At 55.6% G+C, this 17,585-nt stretch carries 18 protein-coding genes; 10 read left to right on the top strand and 8 right to left on the bottom strand.

Features of this window, described 5'->3' with window-relative positions; all coding sequences use genetic code 11:
• The first annotated feature begins 22 nt into the window (after window positions 1-22).
• The 3 genes from DBV39_RS17115 (at window position 23) to DBV39_RS17105 (ending at window position 2,783) form a co-directional block, all read left to right on the top strand.
• Window positions 23-1,210, top strand: a complete 1,188-nt coding sequence (locus DBV39_RS17115; protein ID WP_108622579.1) for a ribonucleotide-diphosphate reductase subunit beta — start codon at window positions 23-25, stop codon at window positions 1,208-1,210.
• Between the two features lie 435 nt (window positions 1,211-1,645).
• Window positions 1,646-2,083 (top strand): histone, encoded by a 438-nt coding sequence (locus DBV39_RS20480; RefSeq protein WP_108622578.1) that lies wholly within the window; start codon window positions 1,646-1,648, stop codon window positions 2,081-2,083.
• Between the two features lie 136 nt (window positions 2,084-2,219).
• Window positions 2,220-2,783, top strand: a complete 564-nt coding sequence (locus DBV39_RS17105; protein WP_108622577.1) for a YggT family protein — start codon at window positions 2,220-2,222, stop codon at window positions 2,781-2,783.
• A gap of 194 nt (window positions 2,784-2,977) precedes the next feature.
• Here the strand turns inward: DBV39_RS17105 and DBV39_RS17100 are convergent, their stop codons facing one another.
• From DBV39_RS17100 to DBV39_RS17065, 8 genes are all read right to left on the bottom strand, one after another.
• On the bottom strand, window positions 2,978-3,481 hold the full coding sequence (locus DBV39_RS17100; RefSeq protein WP_108622576.1) for an outer membrane lipoprotein: 504 nt from the start codon (window positions 3,479-3,481) through the stop codon (window positions 2,978-2,980).
• Between the two features lie 38 nt (window positions 3,482-3,519).
• Complete coding sequence (locus DBV39_RS17095) at window positions 3,520-4,458, bottom strand: carbohydrate kinase family protein (protein WP_108623351.1); 939 nt, start codon at window positions 4,456-4,458, stop codon at window positions 3,520-3,522.
• Between the two features lie 40 nt (window positions 4,459-4,498).
• Window positions 4,499-5,890, bottom strand: a complete 1,392-nt coding sequence (locus tag DBV39_RS17090) for a DUF3426 domain-containing protein (protein WP_108622575.1) — start codon at window positions 5,888-5,890, stop codon at window positions 4,499-4,501.
• The gene (prmA, locus tag DBV39_RS17085) at window positions 5,890-6,795 is read right to left on the bottom strand and encodes a 50S ribosomal protein L11 methyltransferase (protein ID WP_108622574.1); all 906 of its coding nucleotides are present in this window, start codon (window positions 6,793-6,795) and stop codon (window positions 5,890-5,892) included. Before prmA ends, DBV39_RS17090 begins: the two co-directional genes overlap by 1 nt.
• Before the next feature lie 69 nt (window positions 6,796-6,864).
• Entirely contained in the window at window positions 6,865-8,211 is a 1,347-nt protein-coding gene (accC, locus tag DBV39_RS17080) for an acetyl-CoA carboxylase biotin carboxylase subunit (RefSeq protein WP_108622573.1), read from the bottom strand.
• Window positions 8,212-8,213: 2 nt separating this feature from the next.
• Window positions 8,214-8,657 carry an acetyl-CoA carboxylase biotin carboxyl carrier protein gene (gene accB / locus DBV39_RS17075; RefSeq protein ID WP_108622572.1) on the bottom strand — a complete coding sequence of 148 codons (444 nt, stop codon included), beginning with the start codon at window positions 8,655-8,657 and terminating at the stop codon, window positions 8,214-8,216.
• A gap of 77 nt (window positions 8,658-8,734) precedes the next feature.
• On the bottom strand, window positions 8,735-9,178 hold the full coding sequence (gene aroQ / locus DBV39_RS17070; RefSeq protein ID WP_108622571.1) for a type II 3-dehydroquinate dehydratase: 444 nt from the start codon (window positions 9,176-9,178) through the stop codon (window positions 8,735-8,737).
• A gap of 66 nt (window positions 9,179-9,244) precedes the next feature.
• Window positions 9,245-9,799 carry a TlpA family protein disulfide reductase gene (locus DBV39_RS17065; protein WP_108622570.1) on the bottom strand — a complete coding sequence of 185 codons (555 nt, stop codon included), beginning with the start codon at window positions 9,797-9,799 and terminating at the stop codon, window positions 9,245-9,247.
• Between the two features lie 73 nt (window positions 9,800-9,872).
• On the opposite strand from DBV39_RS17065, the gene mpl reads away from it, so the two are divergent.
• From mpl to DBV39_RS17030, 7 genes are read left to right on the top strand one after another with little or no spacing between them, the layout of a single operon-like run.
• Window positions 9,873-11,255: a UDP-N-acetylmuramate:L-alanyl-gamma-D-glutamyl-meso-diaminopimelate ligase gene (mpl, locus tag DBV39_RS17060; RefSeq protein ID WP_108622569.1), complete on the top strand. Its 1,383-nt coding sequence runs from the start codon at window positions 9,873-9,875 to the stop codon at window positions 11,253-11,255.
• Window positions 11,252-11,860 (top strand): YqiA/YcfP family alpha/beta fold hydrolase, encoded by a 609-nt coding sequence (locus tag DBV39_RS17055; RefSeq protein ID WP_108622568.1) that lies wholly within the window; start codon window positions 11,252-11,254, stop codon window positions 11,858-11,860. The genes mpl and DBV39_RS17055 overlap by 4 nt, the downstream gene beginning before the upstream one ends.
• 4 nt (window positions 11,861-11,864) lie before the next feature.
• Window positions 11,865-13,763 carry a ribonuclease catalytic domain-containing protein gene (locus DBV39_RS17050; protein ID WP_108622567.1) on the top strand — a complete coding sequence of 633 codons (1,899 nt, stop codon included), beginning with the start codon at window positions 11,865-11,867 and terminating at the stop codon, window positions 13,761-13,763.
• 19 nt (window positions 13,764-13,782) lie between these two features.
• Window positions 13,783-14,664, top strand: a complete 882-nt coding sequence (locus DBV39_RS17045; RefSeq protein ID WP_108622566.1) for an energy transducer TonB family protein — start codon at window positions 13,783-13,785, stop codon at window positions 14,662-14,664.
• A complete protein-coding gene (aroE, locus tag DBV39_RS17040) occupies window positions 14,661-15,521 on the top strand; it encodes a shikimate dehydrogenase (RefSeq protein ID WP_108622565.1) in 861 nt (286 codons plus the stop codon). The genes DBV39_RS17045 and aroE overlap by 4 nt, the downstream gene beginning before the upstream one ends.
• Window positions 15,522-15,530: 9 nt before the next feature.
• A complete protein-coding gene (gene lptG, locus DBV39_RS17035) occupies window positions 15,531-16,706 on the top strand; it encodes an LPS export ABC transporter permease LptG (protein ID WP_108622564.1) in 1,176 nt (391 codons plus the stop codon).
• A gap of 22 nt (window positions 16,707-16,728) precedes the next feature.
• Entirely contained in the window at window positions 16,729-17,568 is an 840-nt protein-coding gene (locus DBV39_RS17030; protein ID WP_108622563.1) for a symmetrical bis(5'-nucleosyl)-tetraphosphatase, read from the top strand.
• The last annotated feature ends 17 nt before the right edge of the window (window positions 17,569-17,585 follow it).

The following is a 17,585-nucleotide window of genomic DNA, read 5'->3' as shown; positions in this document are numbered from 1 at the left end:
AGAGATCAATACAAGGAATACCATGCTGAATTGGGATGATGAAGTCAAACCGGCACAACAGCCAACACAACATCCGGCCGCACCAAGGGCAGGACGCGATGATGGTTTGCGTTCAGCCACAGGCGTGTTTGGAGATATTGCCATTCCAACACCTGGCCTGAAGGAAATGCCGGTCTCTGCGCAGGCACAGGCCCAGCGCGTCAACGTGGCCGACAAGCGGATCATCAATGGGCAGACCGACGTCAACCAGCTCGTACCATTCAAGTACAAGTGGGCCTGGGAGAAGTATCTCGCGACCTGCGCGAACCACTGGATGCCGCAGGAAGTCAATATGGCTCGCGACATCGCTCTGTGGAAAAATCCGAATGGGCTGAGTGAGGACGAGCGTCGCATCGTCAAGCGCAATCTCGGCTTTTTTGTGACGGCCGATTCACTGGCCGCCAACAACATCGTTCTTGGAACATACCGCCACATCACGGCCCCGGAGTGCCGGCAGTTTCTGTTGCGCCAGGCATTTGAAGAGGCCATCCACACCCACGCTTATCAGTACATCGTGGAAAGTCTGGATCTGGATGAGTCAGAAATCTTCAACGCTTACAACGAGATTCCCTCGATTCGTGCGAAAGACGAGTTTCTGATCCCGTTCATTGACGCCATTGCCGACCCTCACTTCGCAACCGGTACACCTGAAAACGACCAGACACTGCTCAAGTCGCTCATCGTGTTTGCCTGCCTGATGGAAGGGCTTTTCTTCTATGTCGGGTTTACGCAGATTCTGGCGCTCGGCCGACAGAACAAGATGACAGGGGCGGCAGAGCAATATATGTACATCCTGCGCGATGAATCGATGCACTGCAATTTCGGGATTGACCTGATCAACACGATCAAACTGGAGAACCCCCACCTCTGGACCCCCGAGTTTCGTGAAGAAATTCGTGAGCTTTTCCGTAAAGCGGTCGAACTCGAGTACGCCTATGCAGAGGACACAATGCCGCGCGGTGTACTGGGCATGAACGCTCCCATGTTCAAGTCGTACCTGCGCTTCATTGCAAACCGTCGTTGTCAGCAGATTGGTATTGAGCCACTGTTCGGACAGGAAGAGAATCCTTTCCCATGGATGGCCGAGATGATTGACTTGAAGAAAGAAAGAAACTTCTTCGAGACTCGAGTGATCGAGTATCAGACAGGTGGAGCTCTCAACTGGGAGTAAAGGGACATTCATCCGACCTTCGTTGCATGGACCTCAGACATGCGGGAGGGTTGGTGATCGACGTGTCTACTGATGAGAAGTTAATCTTGTCTAGAACCATATGCCAATAAACAGTCGCTTATCACTAGCATATGGTTACCATCCTGGTGGATAATGGACGGTCGGTCACTCTGTCTGATCAATTTGGTCCTGAGTGACTGACTTGCAAGCAGGTGCGAACAAGTGCTGCCCCAACAAGGGTAGTTAGAAACAGGTCGTCCGCTTGGTTCCAGCTTGTTGTTCGCACATGTCATTGCGTGACATGAGTGGCCTGAACAGGTCTATCATGTCCGGGGTTGAAGATAGACTTCTCTCGGCCGCTGTATTGGTGGCAGTCGCATCAGCTGTTCTCTCGTCGAATTTTTGAGTCCTTGATAACAAGAAAGGAGTTACATCATGGCTACAGCCAAGAAAGCTGCGAAGAAGGTTGCGGCAAAGAAAGTCGCCAGTAAAGTCGCAGCAAAATCTGCTGAATCCGGGGTCCAGGCAACTGCCAGACCGGCTACCAAGCAAGCAGCCAAAACCGTTGCCAAGAAGGCCGTCAAGAAGACGGCGGCTCCTGCAAAGAAAGTGGCTCCCTCCACCTCGCAAAGAGCCGAAGCATCCTCTGCTGCCAAGCCTGCAGCACCAAAAAAAGTCGTTGCCAAGAAAGTCGCTCCGGCAAAGCCGGCTGCTGCGGAAGCCGCCAAGCCCACCTCTGTCAAGAAGACCGCCAAGAAGGCCGTGGTACGTAAACCCGCTGCCAAGAAAGTTACTAAAACTGTTGCAAAGAGTGCCAAGACCGCCAAGAATCCGGTCGCTGCATGGCCATTCCCGACCGGCAGTCGTCCCTGACAGTTCATCCGCCCCCAAAAATTGTCCCTGACTGGTCTCACATCTTCGTGCTGCAACAACCGGTCAGGACAACTCAAACGGGCATGCTCATGCGACAATTCGCTTTGTTGACCAGTTTCTTGGGCGCGTAGAATCCATGCCAGGCGAAATTCTGCAGTTTCTGATTGAAATCAGCTTTACCATTCTGGGTGCGGCGTTCCTTGCCCGCATGTGGTTACATGCGATCCGGTTTCATCCTTTCAATCCGTTCTCACAACTGATTTTCAGAGCGACGGAATGGCTTTGCAAGCCTTTGCGCAGTGTTTTGCCGTCTACCCGTTCTATAGACCTTGCCAGTCTTCTGGGTGCCTATCTGGTCGCATTTATTTATCTGATCCTGATGTGGACCGTAGCAACCCTGTCGCTGCCTCCTGCTCAGATGATCGGCCCCGCTATGGGGGCTGCAATCTTTACGACGGCACGATGGATGCTGAACCTGGTCATCTGGCTCACACTGATTCAGGCAATCCTGTCCTGGGTTAATCCAATGGCTCCTGTCATGCCAGTTCTCAGAACACTCACCGCGCCACTGCTTGAGCCCATCCGGCGCATACTGCCGAACTTTGGCGGGATTGACCTCTCGCCGCTGGTTTTACTGATCCTGGCGCAAATCGCGATGATGGTTCTAAACCGCATCAGCTTTACGCTGTTTGGTGTTTGATGCGAGCACGAGCAAACAGTCAGGCATGCGAGGGCTCAGGACTTCTGTCAAGATCATATCAGGGCCTGACCAGATGACCGTTCAACATAGAAATGGCAGAAAAGGCGCACCAAAAAAAGCATCACCTGTAGTGATGCTTTTTTTTCCCCGCTGAAATCCGTGTTGCCACGGATCTGCCGGATACTTCGGGTACTTTAACGCTGGGGCACGACTCTGGCCGGTCCAGCTCCGCTAATCACCGAAACACGCTGGCCTACAGAAATAGGTACATCTGCTTCCTGAGCAATCACGCGGTCTTCACCATTATCAAGTCTAACGGTGATTTCAAGACCATTGGTCCTGCCCATGCGCTCCTCAACCTGCTCACCGGCAAGTGCGCCCAGAATGGCACCACCGACAATCGCCAGATCCCGTCCGGTACCACCACCGATTGCACTACCAGCCACTCCACCGAGCGCACCTCCAGCAACCATGCCCGCACCGCTGCTGCGATCACGCTGGATCACGATCGGACGAACGGAGACGACCGTACCGTGACGAACAATCTGCTCAGACTGCGCCTGATCAAAGGTGTAAACGTTCGCCGAGGCGCTCGGCGTCTGACAACCAGATACCGTTACGCCAAGCAAGCCTACCACGACTGCAGCGCCGGCAAGCCTGACAGTCCGTGCACTGGTTTTAAAACTGCTAATGCTCATGATTTCTCCTATCTACGACCTCTGAGTGTGAGAATACTCTATTTAAGACCAATCCCATAGACCGCGCGCATGCGCTGATCCACAACCTCTGGCTCAACCTCATGATTTTGTGGCCCTCTGGAGGCAATCTTGATCGACCCCATCACATTCCCGAGCATGCAGGCACGCTCCCAGTTCCACCCCTGGGTCAGACCATACAACAGTCCGGCGCGATGTGCATCACCACACCCGGTCGGATCGACAACCTGCTCGGCCAGAACCGGTGCGATTTCTGTCACTTTTCCATCTGAATAGAGTGTCGCACCTTGTGCTCCACGGGTAACAACTACAGCCTCGAGATCAACCGCAATCTGTTCAATCGACTTGCCCGTCCGTTGCTCAACAACACTGGCCTCATAGTCATTCAGTGCCAGCGCCTGCACCTTGCCAATGACGTCCAGCAACTCGTCCCCATCAAAGAGTGGCATAGCCTGACCAAGATCAAATATCGTCGGCACACCCGCTTTACTCAAACGGTCTACATGCGTGAGCATGCCCACTTTGGAGTCTGGCGCCACAATCGCCCAGGCTGCATCCTCATCCGACACGTCATTCTTTGCAGAGTGCTCCATCGCGCCCGGGTGGAATGCACTGATCTGATTGTCGTCCAGATCTGTCGTAATGAAACATTGGGCGGTCAACATATCAGGGACAACCAGCATTCGTCTTGTTTCCACTCCCAGCGCATACAACCGGGCGAGATAGTCCCCTGCATCCTCACCAATGGTCGCGACAGGTAGAGGATTTCCTCCGAGACGCTTGAGGTTGTATGCAATGTTGCCAGCGCAACCCCCGTACTCCTTTCGCATGGAAGGAACGAGAAACGAGACGCTAAGCGCATGGATACGGTCAGCAAGAATATGTTCTTTAAAACGTCCATCGAACACCGCAATCGTATCGAATGCGACTGAACCACAAATCAAAACTGCCTTTGATATCACGCGTGCACCTGAGGTTGTAAAAGGTCGATCGGCTCACTCAGGGAAAGAATCGCTGTAATTCAAACCCACTGACTGAGAGCCCCTGAGTGAAAAGAGGAACTTCTAACGCTACTTCCTGGCGAGCACCAAACGGCGCATTTTCAAGGGATACGGGCAAGTATTGCTGGGGAGTCATCACCCGCCTGGAAATAATCGTTCCAGATGCATCACTGAGCGACAGTAACAAGGAAGGCCAAGGCTGGGGATAGTCGTTGCGATTCTGCAGCGTCAGCTTGAGCAGATAGGGACTACCTTCCTGCCCGTCTTTGCTCTCTACCTGCTGCAGCGATGAACCAATGATGACGATCCGATCAATATGTCTCACGTAACCGACCTCACATCCCAGCGGCTTGCAGATTTGCTCCAGCACCCCTCTTGTTGCAGGCATTGTCGTCGCGAGGTCATTCCTGAAATACAAGGCAAACTGCCCCAGCAACAAGACGCCGAGAACCAGAGCGACAAGCCACCACAGAGTGGTCGCGCCCGTTGAAGACACGTCATCCTCAAGAAACTCGGGCTCACGCCGACCAGCACTTGCAGGATCCTCACCTCTGAGCCGGGCTTCCCCCATCACACGCAAGGGCCTGGACTCGACTGCGGTTGTGTCATCAGCCGCCAACTCTGCAGAATTCAATCTGGACAGTACAGGTTCTCGACTGTCTCTCAAAGGCACTGCTGGCCTGACCCGCACATGGGGCTCACGAACCGAACTGTGTGCGGACATGGGCTTGTCTTGTCCAGGCTTTGAGCTATTGACGGAGGGATAGAGGGACCGGTCAGTCGGCGGATCCGTCCAGGCACTGATTCTCCGCACGAGCGGTGAGTCTTCTTCATCGTGCTGCTGCTTTTCATGACCGTCCAGCGACAGAGAAGGCTCTGACGCTCGTGCTGACCGAGAGGAAGAAAAAGACGATGCAATTGATGAAGATGTAGAGGAAGACGCAGACGAGGAGACGCTTGTAGGGGAAGACGGTTCGGTCGCAGAGGCATCGGGCTGTCCGCCTGGTGCTCTACCCGTGTCATGCCCCGGGAAGGCCGGTTTGATACTCGCTTGCGAATTCGAAACAGTAGCGGGAGGTGAGCCAGGCCTGGATGCCTCGCCTGACTGGTGGGCGCCCGAGGACGCTTGCGTGAAAGCGGGTGGGGTCGCTGCTTGCCGGCCCGTCGTGTCAGCAGCAACCGGGCTGCGTGAGAGATCACCCTGTGTGGATGAAATCCCTTCTTGATCGATTTTGCGAGTCAGCGTCGGCAGTTCAGCCTGCAGACACTTGAATCCATCAAATACATGGGAACACTGACCACAACGAACCAATCCATCGTGGAGTCTTAACTGATCCGCGGTTACCTCGAAACCACTCTGACACTTCGGGCAACGAGTGATCAGACTCATTACACAGCCTCCTCGGGTCGCTCACCCACAAGGCAGACCCATCCATCTTGCGCTTGCCAGACTTGCATGGGAATCCATGGCTCGTAAAATCGAGCCACTTCCTCAGCCTGACGCTCAAGAATGCCAGACAAGACCAGATGCCCTCCCGGCCTGACACGTTTTGACAACATGGGAGCGAGCACTTTGAGGGGATTGGAAAGAATATTGGCAACCACCACGTCGAACTCACCCGACGGCAAATCCTTCGGCAAGCCTGCCTGCAACACCACTGCGTTCGCACTGGCATTCAGACGCGTGGCATCAACTGCCTGCTCATCGATATCGATTGCCCACACATCCCTGGCGCCAACCAGTCTGGCCGCAATGGCCAGAATGCCAGACCCGCACCCGTAGTCAAGAACACTCACTCCATCAGGAAGGCAGTCCGACAACCAGCGCAGACACAAGTGAGTCGTCGGGTGACTGCCTGTACCAAAGGCAAGGCCCGGATCGAGCTCAATTTTGACTCGCTCATCCATGGGATCGACGTCGGCACTATGCCAGGTCGGCACGATCAGAATCCGGTCGCTGACTTCGATCGGTCCAAACTGGGATTGAGTCAATCTGACCCAGTCCTGATCTGGTACCTCCCGAACGTCCCAATCACCGATCGAAATGCCAAACTCTGCCTGAACTTGCTCCACAAGCTGATGCGGATCAAGGCCGTCTGGCAACAAGACCAGCAGGCGACTGCGATCCCACCCTTGCGGTGTCGCGTCACTGCCAGGCTCACCAAACTGGGGCTTCTCGTCTGGCGTATCCAGATCAGCGTCTTCCACACTGGCGCTCAAGGCCCCGGCCTCAATCAGTGCATCTGTCAGATCATCTGCCAGCTGGCCGCTGCAGTAGAGAATCAGCTCACGCATGGAAACCCTCCGACAAGTTCGACCGAGGGGGGGTGTTCCGAACGTGCCTGGCTGAAGTGGTCGCCATGATCAGGGACGCTCATCCAGTTTGTGCTCGAGGTAGTGAATGCTTGTTCCTCCCTCGATGAAGCGAGCGTCAACCAGCAACTCGCGATGCAAGGCGATATTGGTATTGATCCCTTCAACCACCATCTCGGAAAGCGCCGTACGCATACGAGCCAGTGCCTGCTCACGGGTATCACCGTAGGTGATAACCTTGGCAATCATTGAGTCGTAGTAAGGAGGCACAAAGTAGCCATTAAATGCGTGCGAGTCGATTCGCACACCTGGCCCCCCAGGAGTGTGCCAGTTCGTGATTCGACCCGGACTGGGAACGAATTTGAACGGATCTTCCGCGTTGATACGACACTCCAGAGCATGACCGCGGAACTGGATATCGCGCTGGCGCAACTCGAAAGGCTCCCCCGCGGCAATCCGGATCTGCTGTTGAACCAGATCAATTCCGGTAATCAGCTCGGTTACCGGGTGCTCGACCTGAATCCGGGTGTTCATCTCGATGAAATAGAACTCGTCATTCTCGAACAGGAACTCGAATGTGCCAGCCCCGCGGTAGCCAATCTTGCGGCACGCTTCGGCACACCGCTCACCAATTCGCTCGATCAGTCGTCGGGGGATACCGGGTGCTGGCGCCTCTTCGATCACTTTCTGGTGACGTCTCTGCATCGAGCAGTCACGCTCACCAAGCCATACGGCACGACGGCCGCCATCTGCCAGGACCTGAATCTCGACGTGGCGAGGATTCTCCAGGAATTTCTCCAGATAGACTTCCGGATTGTTGAATGCTGCGCCAGCTTCGGTTCGGGTCATGGTGACCGCGCTTAGAAGCGCCGCCTCGGTGTGCACAACACGCATGCCACGCCCACCGCCACCGCCTGCCGCTTTGATGATGACCGGATAGCCCACTTTGCGAGCAATCGCAAGGACTTCCTGAGGGTCTTCCGGCAAAGCGCCTTCCGATCCCGGCACAACCGGCACACCAGCCTCGATCATCGACCGCTTGGCACTGACCTTGTCTCCCATCAGCCGGATCGACTCTGGCTTGGGACCAACAAAAACAAATCCGCTTTTTTCAACTCGCTCGGCAAAGTCCGCATTCTCGGACAAAAAGCCATAACCAGGGTGAATCGCTTCGGCATCGGTGACTTCCGCGGCCGAAATGATCGCCGGCATATTCAGATAGCTTTCCTTGGAGGGAGCTGGCCCAATGCAGACTGATTCGTCGGCCAGTCGCACGTACTTTGCGTCGCGATCAGCCTCTGAGTGAACAACAACCGTCTTGATCCCCAGTTCCCTGCAGGCACGCTGAATGCGCAGGGCGATCTCGCCGCGGTTGGCAATGAGAAGTTTTTCAAACATGATCAGGCAATGATGAACAGGGGTTGACCGTACTCGACTGGCTCACCGTTCTCAACCAGAATTTCCTTGATGACACCCGCCTTGTCGGCTTCGATTTCATTGAGCAGCTTCATCGCTTCAATGATGCACAGAGGCTGGCCCTCTTTGACACTCTGGCCCACTTCGACAAAGGGCTGGGCACCAGGACTTGGTGCACGATAGAAGGTTCCCACCATGGGCGCCTTGACCACATCACCTTCCTTGTGCGTGGGTGCGGGTGGCACTTCAGCCACAGGTGCACCTGACGGCACCGCGACTGTCACGGGTGCTTGCGGTGCGCTCACAGCCTGCGCTGGCTGAGAAAACTTGACAATGCGTACCTTGTCCTCGCCTTCCGTGATTTCGAGCTCGGCAATTCCAGACTCGGCGACCAGATCAATAAGCGTTTTAAGTTTGCGCAGATCCATGTTGTTTGTTTTCCGTAAGGGGATCAGAAAAAATCAATCTGTAGCAGATGCCAACAGTTTGAATTCAATTAACCCAGTCAAGAGACTGGTTGCTGCAGTATGTAGCGAAGAGCTGCTTCGTAGCCCCATGCTCCCAGCCCGACGATGACGCCTTTGGCCACATCGCTGAGATAAGAATGATGACGAAAGTCCTCTCGCTGATGAACGTTCGAAAGATGAACCTCGACAAATGGCTTTGCAACAGCTGCCAGCGCGTCTCTTATTGCCACGCTGGTGTGGGTGTAGGCGGCCGCGTTGACGATCAGCCAAGTGGTTCCGTCAGTTCGAGCCTGCTGAATGCGCGTAACCAGCTCACCCTCACTGTTGCTCTGAAAGGTGGACAGAATCGCTTGCTCCTGACGTGCACAATCCACCAGAGACTGGTTGATCTGATCCAGTGTCAAACTTCCGTAAATCTCCGGCTCCCGGGTCCCGAGCATATTGAGATTGGGTCCGTGGATAACCAGAATCTGATGGGGCATGGTGGCATTCAACCGTAAAAATTCGCAACTCCTTGCTAATTGCCGTCAATTTTACATATTTCCGACTCACCCGGCTAACATTCGAGAGATATCTGTACGCAAAGACGCTGGATCCACCTCCCCCAGGACCTTCGAAACAAGCTCTCCACGGTCGTTGATGAGGATGGTAAAGGGCAAGGCCATCACGTTGTTCCCAAGGCCTCGGGTCACCTCAATGCCTGCATGGCCGGCTATATAAATCGGGAATTTCACAGGCACCTTGTCCAGAAACTTGACCACGTTGTCCCGGCTGTCGATGGCCACTCCGATAACCCTGGCATTTGGCATCTCCTCCGAAATCCGGTCAAGCTCCGGCATTTCCTTGACACAGGGCGGACACCATGTCGCCCAGAAATTGATCACAAGAGGTTGACCGCGAAGGGACTCCATCTGGACGACATCACCGTTCAGTTCATCGAAGGCTGCCTTGAAAAATACAGCTGGATCAGGCTCGACCGGTGTCCGCCTTGCCTCCCGGTTCGCCTGCGGCGCCTTGCGTGCACTTTCCTTGAATGCAAACCAGCCAGTTGCACCTAACGCAGCCAGTCCGGCCGCTCCGACAATAAGCGTTCTTCGTTTCATGATTCAATCATAGCGCCGCTTTACCTCATGCGAATGTTTGCAGGCATCTAAAATGCCCACAAGGAGATTTCAGATGCACCTTCATATCTTGGGTATTTGCGGAACATTCATGGGTGGGCTGGCACTGGTTGCACGCTCGGCTGGCCATCGTGTAACAGGTTGCGATCAAGGCGTCTACCCGCCGATGAGCACACAGCTGGCCGAACAGGGGATTGAGCTAGTTGAAGGCTTCAGCCCCGACCAGATTAGCCTGAAGCCAGATCTTTTCGTGATCGGTAACGTGGTCACCCGTGGCAATCCTTTGATGGAAACAATTCTCGACCAGAATCTGCCATATGTGTCGGGACCGCAATGGCTGGGCGAACACATTCTGAGCCGGCAACACGTACTCGCAGTCGCTGGGACGCACGGCAAGACCACGACCAGTTCCATGCTCGCCTGGATTGCCCAGTCATGCGGCCTGTCACCCAACTTTCTGATTGGCGGAGTCGCCCCGGATCTCGGCGTGTCAGCGAAATACAACGCATCCTCGCATCATTTCGTGATCGAAGCTGACGAGTACGACACTGCCTTCTTCGACAAACGTTCAAAGTTTGTTCACTACCGTAGTCGCACCGCAATCCTGAACAATCTGGAATACGATCATGCCGACATTTTTCCGGATCTGAACGCGATTGAAACCCAGTTTCATCACTTGGTCAGAACCATTTCCCGACAGGGACAGATCGTCATTCCGAATCAGGACGAGGCGCTCGAACGGGTACTGGATCGGGGCTGCTGGACGCCTGTCATCCGGACAGGTATCGCGCACGGCTGGCACGCGCAGCATGGCAGTGATGGTGTACCGGTCATCTGGCTAGGAGATCAGGAGGTTGGCATTTTGCGATGGTCGCTATCCGGGCAACACAACATACAGAACGCCCTGGCTGCCATGGCAGCTGCCTCGCATATTGGAATCGACGCCGACGCCGCACTGGACGCGCTGAATGCCTTCGGAGGAGTCAAACGGCGCATGGAGGTCAGAGGAACGGTTCGGGATATCACGGTCTACGACGATTTTGCGCACCACCCTAGTGCAATCAAGACAACGCTTGCGGGTTTGCGTCAGAAAGTTGGTGCGCAGCGCATCATCGCAGTCCTGGAGCCCCGTTCGAACACGATGAAGCTCGGATCCATGGCTGCGCAGCTGGCGCAGTCTCTGAAAGAAGCTAACCTGGTCTTCTGTTACGCTGAAACTTCAGGCAAACACAAGCTTGAGTGGGATGCCCAGGCAGTTCTGGCGCCGCTAGGTAACCACTATCGGGTCGAAAATGAGCTGAACGAACTCGCCGACGCAGTCGTGCGATCGGCGCAACCCGGTGATCACATTGTCGTCATGAGCAATGGCAGTTTTGGACAGATTCATGAGAAACTGCTCACCCTGCTTCAATCCATCCATTCAAAGGCTCAAGAATGATTCTGTACCTTCACGGATTCCGGTCTTCTCCCGAGTCGTTCAAGGCACAACACATGCAGGCGGTCATGACGGCGCGTGGCATGCGGTCACTCTGGCGCTGCCCGGCCCTGCCCGTCAGTCCGGCGCAGTCCTTTGACTTGGCGCATCAGCAGGCACTGGATCTGTGTCTGGAGCATCACGCCGGCATGGAGAAGCTCACCATTGTTGGCTCATCGCTAGGCGGCTTTTACGCAACATGCCTGGCGGAAACACTCGGATGCCGGGCTGTGCTGCTCAACCCGGCTGTACATGCCCCGCGCGACCTCGCCACCCAGGTGGGCAAGCACGAGAATTATCACAATGGCGAGCCCATGGACTTTCTCGCGAGTTACGTCGACGAGCTAGAGGCGATGGCCATCACCCGGATCACACGTCCCGATCGCTACTTTCTCATTGCAGCAACTGGAGATGAAGTGCTTGACTGGAACGAGATGCGGGAATTTTTCCAGGGCAGTCGCCAGACCATTATTCAAGGTGGTGACCACGGCCTGACCAATGTGTTCGCCGATCTTATCCCCGATATTCTGAGTTTCGCATACCCTGATATCGTGAACCAACCGAGTTAAATCCATGTTTGTATTGTTCGAGGAAGGCAGTCAGTTCAAGGCAGCCCTCATTCGCGAAGAGGCCCCCACCACACTGCAGATCGAGTCTGACTCTGGAAAGCGCAGCAAGATCAAGCGGTCTAACTGCATTCTCACTTTTGCCAGTCCGCAACCTCAGGAGCTGCTTGACCAGGCACAAAGCATGGCCAGCGAGGTCGACCCGGAATTTCTCTGGGAGGTCGCACCGGAAGACGAGTTCGAAATTCAGACGCTTGCCGCGGAATACTACGGTCACGAACCGGTGGCTACCGAGGTCACTGCTCTGCTGTTCGGTGTGCACAATGCGCCGGTCTACTTTCATCGTCGAGGCAAGGGACGCTACCGGCGGGCACCCGAGGAAATTCTCAAAGCCGCACTTGCTGCGCAAGAAAAAAAGCGGCTGCAACTCGAGCAGCAACAAGCGTGGGCGCAACAACTCCTGCAGGGAGAGCTACCTGCTGAGGTAGCCGAACAGGCTTTGTTGCTGGTCACCCGTCCAGACAAGAACGGACAGGTCTGGAAAGCAGTTAGTCTGGCATGTGAGGAATCGGGCAAGACTCCCGACCGGCTCCTGCTGGATTGCGGTGCCTGGCCGCATGAACTGGCGTTGCACAGGGCTCGGTTTATGGCGGCGAACTTTCCGAAAGGAACCGGGTTTGGCAGTGTGCAGTCCGAGTTCGTGCACGACGACCTGCCACTGGCAGACGTGACGGCCTATTCCGTTGATGACATATCCACCACAGAAATCGACGATGCCCTGTCCGTTCGAGAGATCGATGACGGCTGGCTCGAAGTCGGCATTCACGTGGCCGTCCCTGCACTGGGAGTCACTCGCGACAGCGAACTTGACCGGATCGCGCGGGACCGTATGTCAACTGTCTACATGCCCGGCGAAAAAATCCCGATGCAACCCGATGGCGTGATCGACAGCTATTCCCTGTTTGCAGGCAAACCGGTACCTGCTCTATCGCTCTACGTTCAGGCTCACCCTGAATCCGGGGAAGTCCGCCAGTACCAGACCCGGCTCGAGCGCGTCATATTGACAAACAACTTACGCCACAACGAGCTCGATGCCGTCATCACGACCGAGACAATCGAGAACAATGACTCCGATCTTCCTTATGAATCATGGTTACGTCCGCTATGGAAGCTTTCCAAAGCGTTGAGCGCGGTCAGAGACCAGAGGCGGGGCAAGCCACAGCGTAATGACCGGGTGGACTACAGTTTTTACGTCGATGGTCCGGCTGACGACCCTGACTCACCTGTCAGGATTGAGCCCCGCAAGCGCAACGCCCCGCTTGATCTGCTCGTTGCCGAGTACATGATTCTTGCCAACGAGATCTGGGGAAAGTCGCTTGCAGACCACAACCTCCCAGGGGTCTACCGGTCTCAACAGACAGGCCGGGTCAGGATGAGCACCCACGCCCTGGCACACGAAGCAATCGGGGTGGCACAGTACGCATGGTGCACGTCACCCTTGCGCCGCTACGTGGACCTGGTCAACCAGCGCCAACTTGTCGCCATGGCCCAGCATGGCGTTTCCGCCCCACTGGTCGCGCCGTACAAACCCAAGGATGCGGACCTGTTTGCCTTGATCAGTGCGTTTGAGGCTCAGTACGCTGTCTGGAGCGAGTTTCAGCAGCAGATGGAGCGCTACTGGTGCATTCGCTGGATGAGACAGAACAAGCACTTTGCATTCAAAGGACAGGTTATCCGGGACGATCTGGTCCGACTGGAAGGCCTGCCACTGGTACTCAACGTTTCGGCGATGCCCGAGCTGGCCAGAGCGACACCCGTTGAAATCGAGGTTACGGGATGTGATGAGCTCACTCTTCTGATTCAGGCCCAGTTCGTCCGGGCCGAGACAACTGAAGCAGTCAGCTAGCTGACACCGGACACGACCAATGCGTCAAACGTCTTTCTGGTACGACTGGATACGAGCCCCGGAGCAAAACTTTCTGCGCTGGGGGATCGCCCTGTCGATGCTGGTGCACGCTCTGTTACTGGCTTGGCCAGAATCCCCGAAGCCTGCGCCCAGCGATGCACGCGCGCCCAAGCTTGACGTGATGATCGTCAACACCTATGACGATCAGGAACCGCTCATGCCCAACGTAATTGCGCAGGCGAACCTTGAGGGTGGCGGGGATCAGAGCGAGCGGATCGCTTCAACCCCCTCACCCCGAGTCGGTGATGTAGACGAAGACATGTCACTCGAGGCCATGACCAGGCAGCGTCAGACCCTGGAGGCACAGCAGGAAGAGTTGCTCACCCGGTTGATGAGCCTGTGGTCGGTTCCAGATCGGCCCGCTGACGCAGAACGCACAGATGATGCAAGGACCGAAGGTGCAGACCCCACAGATCAGGAGGCGCTCGAACTCAATGACCGGATCGCTGCTATCCTGCAGGAGATCGAACGCTACAACGCCAGGCCTCGCAGGCACTATGATGCCCCCTCCGCGATCAAAAACCGCTTTGCAGCCTACATCGAAAGCTGGAGACTGACCGTAGAACAGGCAGGCAGTGAACACTACCCAAGCGACGGTGACAGGCGCCCCACAGGCTCACTGCAAGCCACTGTCACGATTGACGCCAGCGGACGTGTTCTGGATGTGAAACTGGATCGCCCTGCATCTGACCCGTTATTGAATCAGGCGGTTCGCAGGATACTCCAGCTTGCCAGCCCGTTCGCTTCGTTTCCGCCAGAGTTTGCAGACGACATTGACCAACTGGTGATCACCCGCACCTGGGAGTTCACGCCCGGACAACTGACCACAAAAACACCATGACGCAGCCAGAATATGATTTTGCAGTGATCGGTCACCCGATCTCGCACAGCCGCTCTCCCGACATCCACGCGGAGTTTGCAAGACAAACTGGCATTTCCATGCAATACGGTCGCATTGATGCGGAGCCTGACCAGTTTGAAGAGACCGTCAGACAATTCTTTGCCAATGGTGGGCGCGGTCTGAATATCACCGTCCCGTACAAGGAGCGCGCATTTGACATGGCGCAACCTCACCTGTCGCAACGCGCTCGCGAAGCCGGCGCGGTCAACACGCTCTGGGTCAAAGACGCCATGATCCACGGTTGCAACACCGATGGCGTGGGACTGGTGAGGGATTTGAATCGGCTTGGAACGCTCAGACCTGGTATCAAGATTCTGATTCTGGGAGCGGGTGGTGCCGCTCGCGGTGTGGTGGGCCCACTTCGGGAGCAAGGTTGTGGACTGCTCATGATCGCAAACCGCACGTTTAGCAAGGCTGATACTCTGGTGAAGGAGCACATTGCCCTGCATCCCCAGGATACCGGCGTCATCACGGCCTGTTCACTGAACGACCCGAGGCTCGAGCAGGACTGGGACCTGATCATCAATGCGACCAGCAGCAGCCTTGGAGGCGCGACGATTGAACTGCCTGACATGGCGTTTGGAAACGATACTTTCATCTACGACATGATGTACGGCGCGAAGCCGACACCGTTTCTGGACTATGCCGCCCGTCACAGGAAGCTTGCGATGGCAGATGGACTTGGCATGCTGGTCTGCCAGGCAGCAGAAAGCTTCCGGATCTGGCATGGGATTGAACCGGCCGTGGACGCTGTGATTGAGCAGATCCGCATGCAGCTCGTGGCCCACGTCCGTTAAACTGACGCCATGTCAACCGCCCGCAACTATCTCGCCCGAGAGATTTACCGCTCCACGTTTGTGGTGATGATCGCACTTCTGGGGCTGTTTTCTTTTTTCACACTGGTCGACCAGCTTGACGCCGTCAACGAGCTGTTTCCCGTCACATCTCTTCTATATCTGGAGATGCTGGCATTACCGACACGACTATATGAGTTGCTCCCGATCGGCCTGCTGGTTGGCGCAATTCTGGCACTGGCGGGTCTGGCCCAGCGAAACGAACTGGTCATTTTTCGGGTTTCAGGCGTAAGCTCCGCACACTTGCTGCGTATGCTCTGGGTCATCTCGATTCCCGTGATCATTCTGGCAGTCCTGCTCTCTGAGGTCATCACCCCGGCTTCAGAGGTTCGATACAGCGAAGCCAACCTGCTGATGCGGGGCAAGGTTGAAGGCGGGCGCCTCGCAAGTGGATACTGGTTCAAGGAACCCCGTGAGAACGGTGGTTACCGGATCATCAATGTGGGTGAACTGCTAGCGTCTGGCGAGGTGGCCAACCTCACTGTTTACGAGTTCGAAACGGGCGCCGTTCTCACATCATTGATTCAGGCTCCGAAAGGAAAGTTTGACGACGGTGGTCTGATCATTTCGGATGCCGTTCAGAATCAGCTTCCACCCGATGCAGTCGATGCCCTGTCACAGGCATCACCACCCGACGCCCCCCTCATGCAGGTAAGTAAGCTGCCCGAGTTCAGGATTGCCACCTCGCTGACTCCAAACCGACTGGTTGCAAGGATCCTCGTACCGGAACGCATGTCGCTGCGGTCCCTGATCGACTACACCCAATACATGGAAGAGAACGGCCTGAACGTTGATCGACAGAGAGTTGCTATCTGGCGCAAACTTGCTTACCCGTTCACTCTCATCGTCATGCTCTCCATCGCTGCACCAATTGCCTACATGCAGACGCGCCGCGGCGGTGTCGCTGCCAAGATCTTTGTTGGCATACTGATTGGAACTGTATTTTTCATGGTGAATCAACTGGCGCTGAACGTCGGTATGCTCTACCAGCTGGATCCGGTTTTCACCGCACTGTTTCCGAACGCTGTTGCATTCTTTCTGGCAATCATTACGGTCATGAACATGGAGCGCAGACTCGGACCGAAGGAAAAGAGGAAAAAGCCCTCAAAGGAGAAACGAAGCCGATGAAAATTCAGGCTGGAGCCGAAGTATGAGCGCCACTGAAGTGTGGATGATCGGAGATATTCAAGGCTGTTGTCACTCACTGAACAAGCTACTCGCACATCCGACGATCGCGCAGGATGTGGATGCCCAGTTCTGGTTTGCGGGCGACCTGATCAATCGCGGCCCACAATCCCTTGCCACGATACGTTACCTCATGCAGATGCAGGACCGTTGTGTCGTACTTCTCGGAAATCACGATCTGCACTTGCTTGCTGTGGCAGCGGGTGTCCGTTCTCCTGGCAAGCATGACACCTTACGTGAAATCCTGATGGCACCGGATGCAGGCGAAATCATCGACTGGGTACGACACCAGAAACTGGCCCACTTCGAGAACAATCATTTGATGGTTCATGCTGGCGTGCTCCCTAAATGGGACGCGCAGAAGACGCTCATGCTCGCGAGAGAGGTTGAAGCAGCATTACGTGGCAAGAACTGGCAGCGCGCCATCGACAAGATGTACGGCAATGAGCCCAACCATTGGAAAGACGAATTCAAAGGCGGCAAGCGACTTCGCGTGATCGTCAACGCACTGACTCGTCTGCGGATGTGTACACCCAAGGGCCATATGGCGCTGTCAATCAAATCATCACCCGGTGCACACCACCAGGGTCTTGTGCCATGGTTTGACATGCCGAATCGTGCCACCAAGGACGTCACTGTCGTGTTTGGACACTGGTCCACCCTTGGCCTGCTCATACGACCGGATGCGATCTGTCTCGATACAGGGTGCGTCTGGGGAGGTCACCTGACCGCCATTCGCCAAAGCGACCGGGAACTGGTCCAGATTCCATGCCACCAAAGCCTGGACCCACTGACGCAGCCGTAACAGAGCGCATTCACCTG

This window comes from Orrella marina (assembly GCF_003058465.1).
In the GTDB taxonomy this organism is placed as follows: domain Bacteria; phylum Pseudomonadota; class Gammaproteobacteria; order Burkholderiales; family Burkholderiaceae_B; genus Algicoccus; species Algicoccus marinus.
The sequence above is the reverse complement of the archived record's forward strand: the minus strand, read 5'-3'. Positions and strand labels throughout refer to the sequence as shown.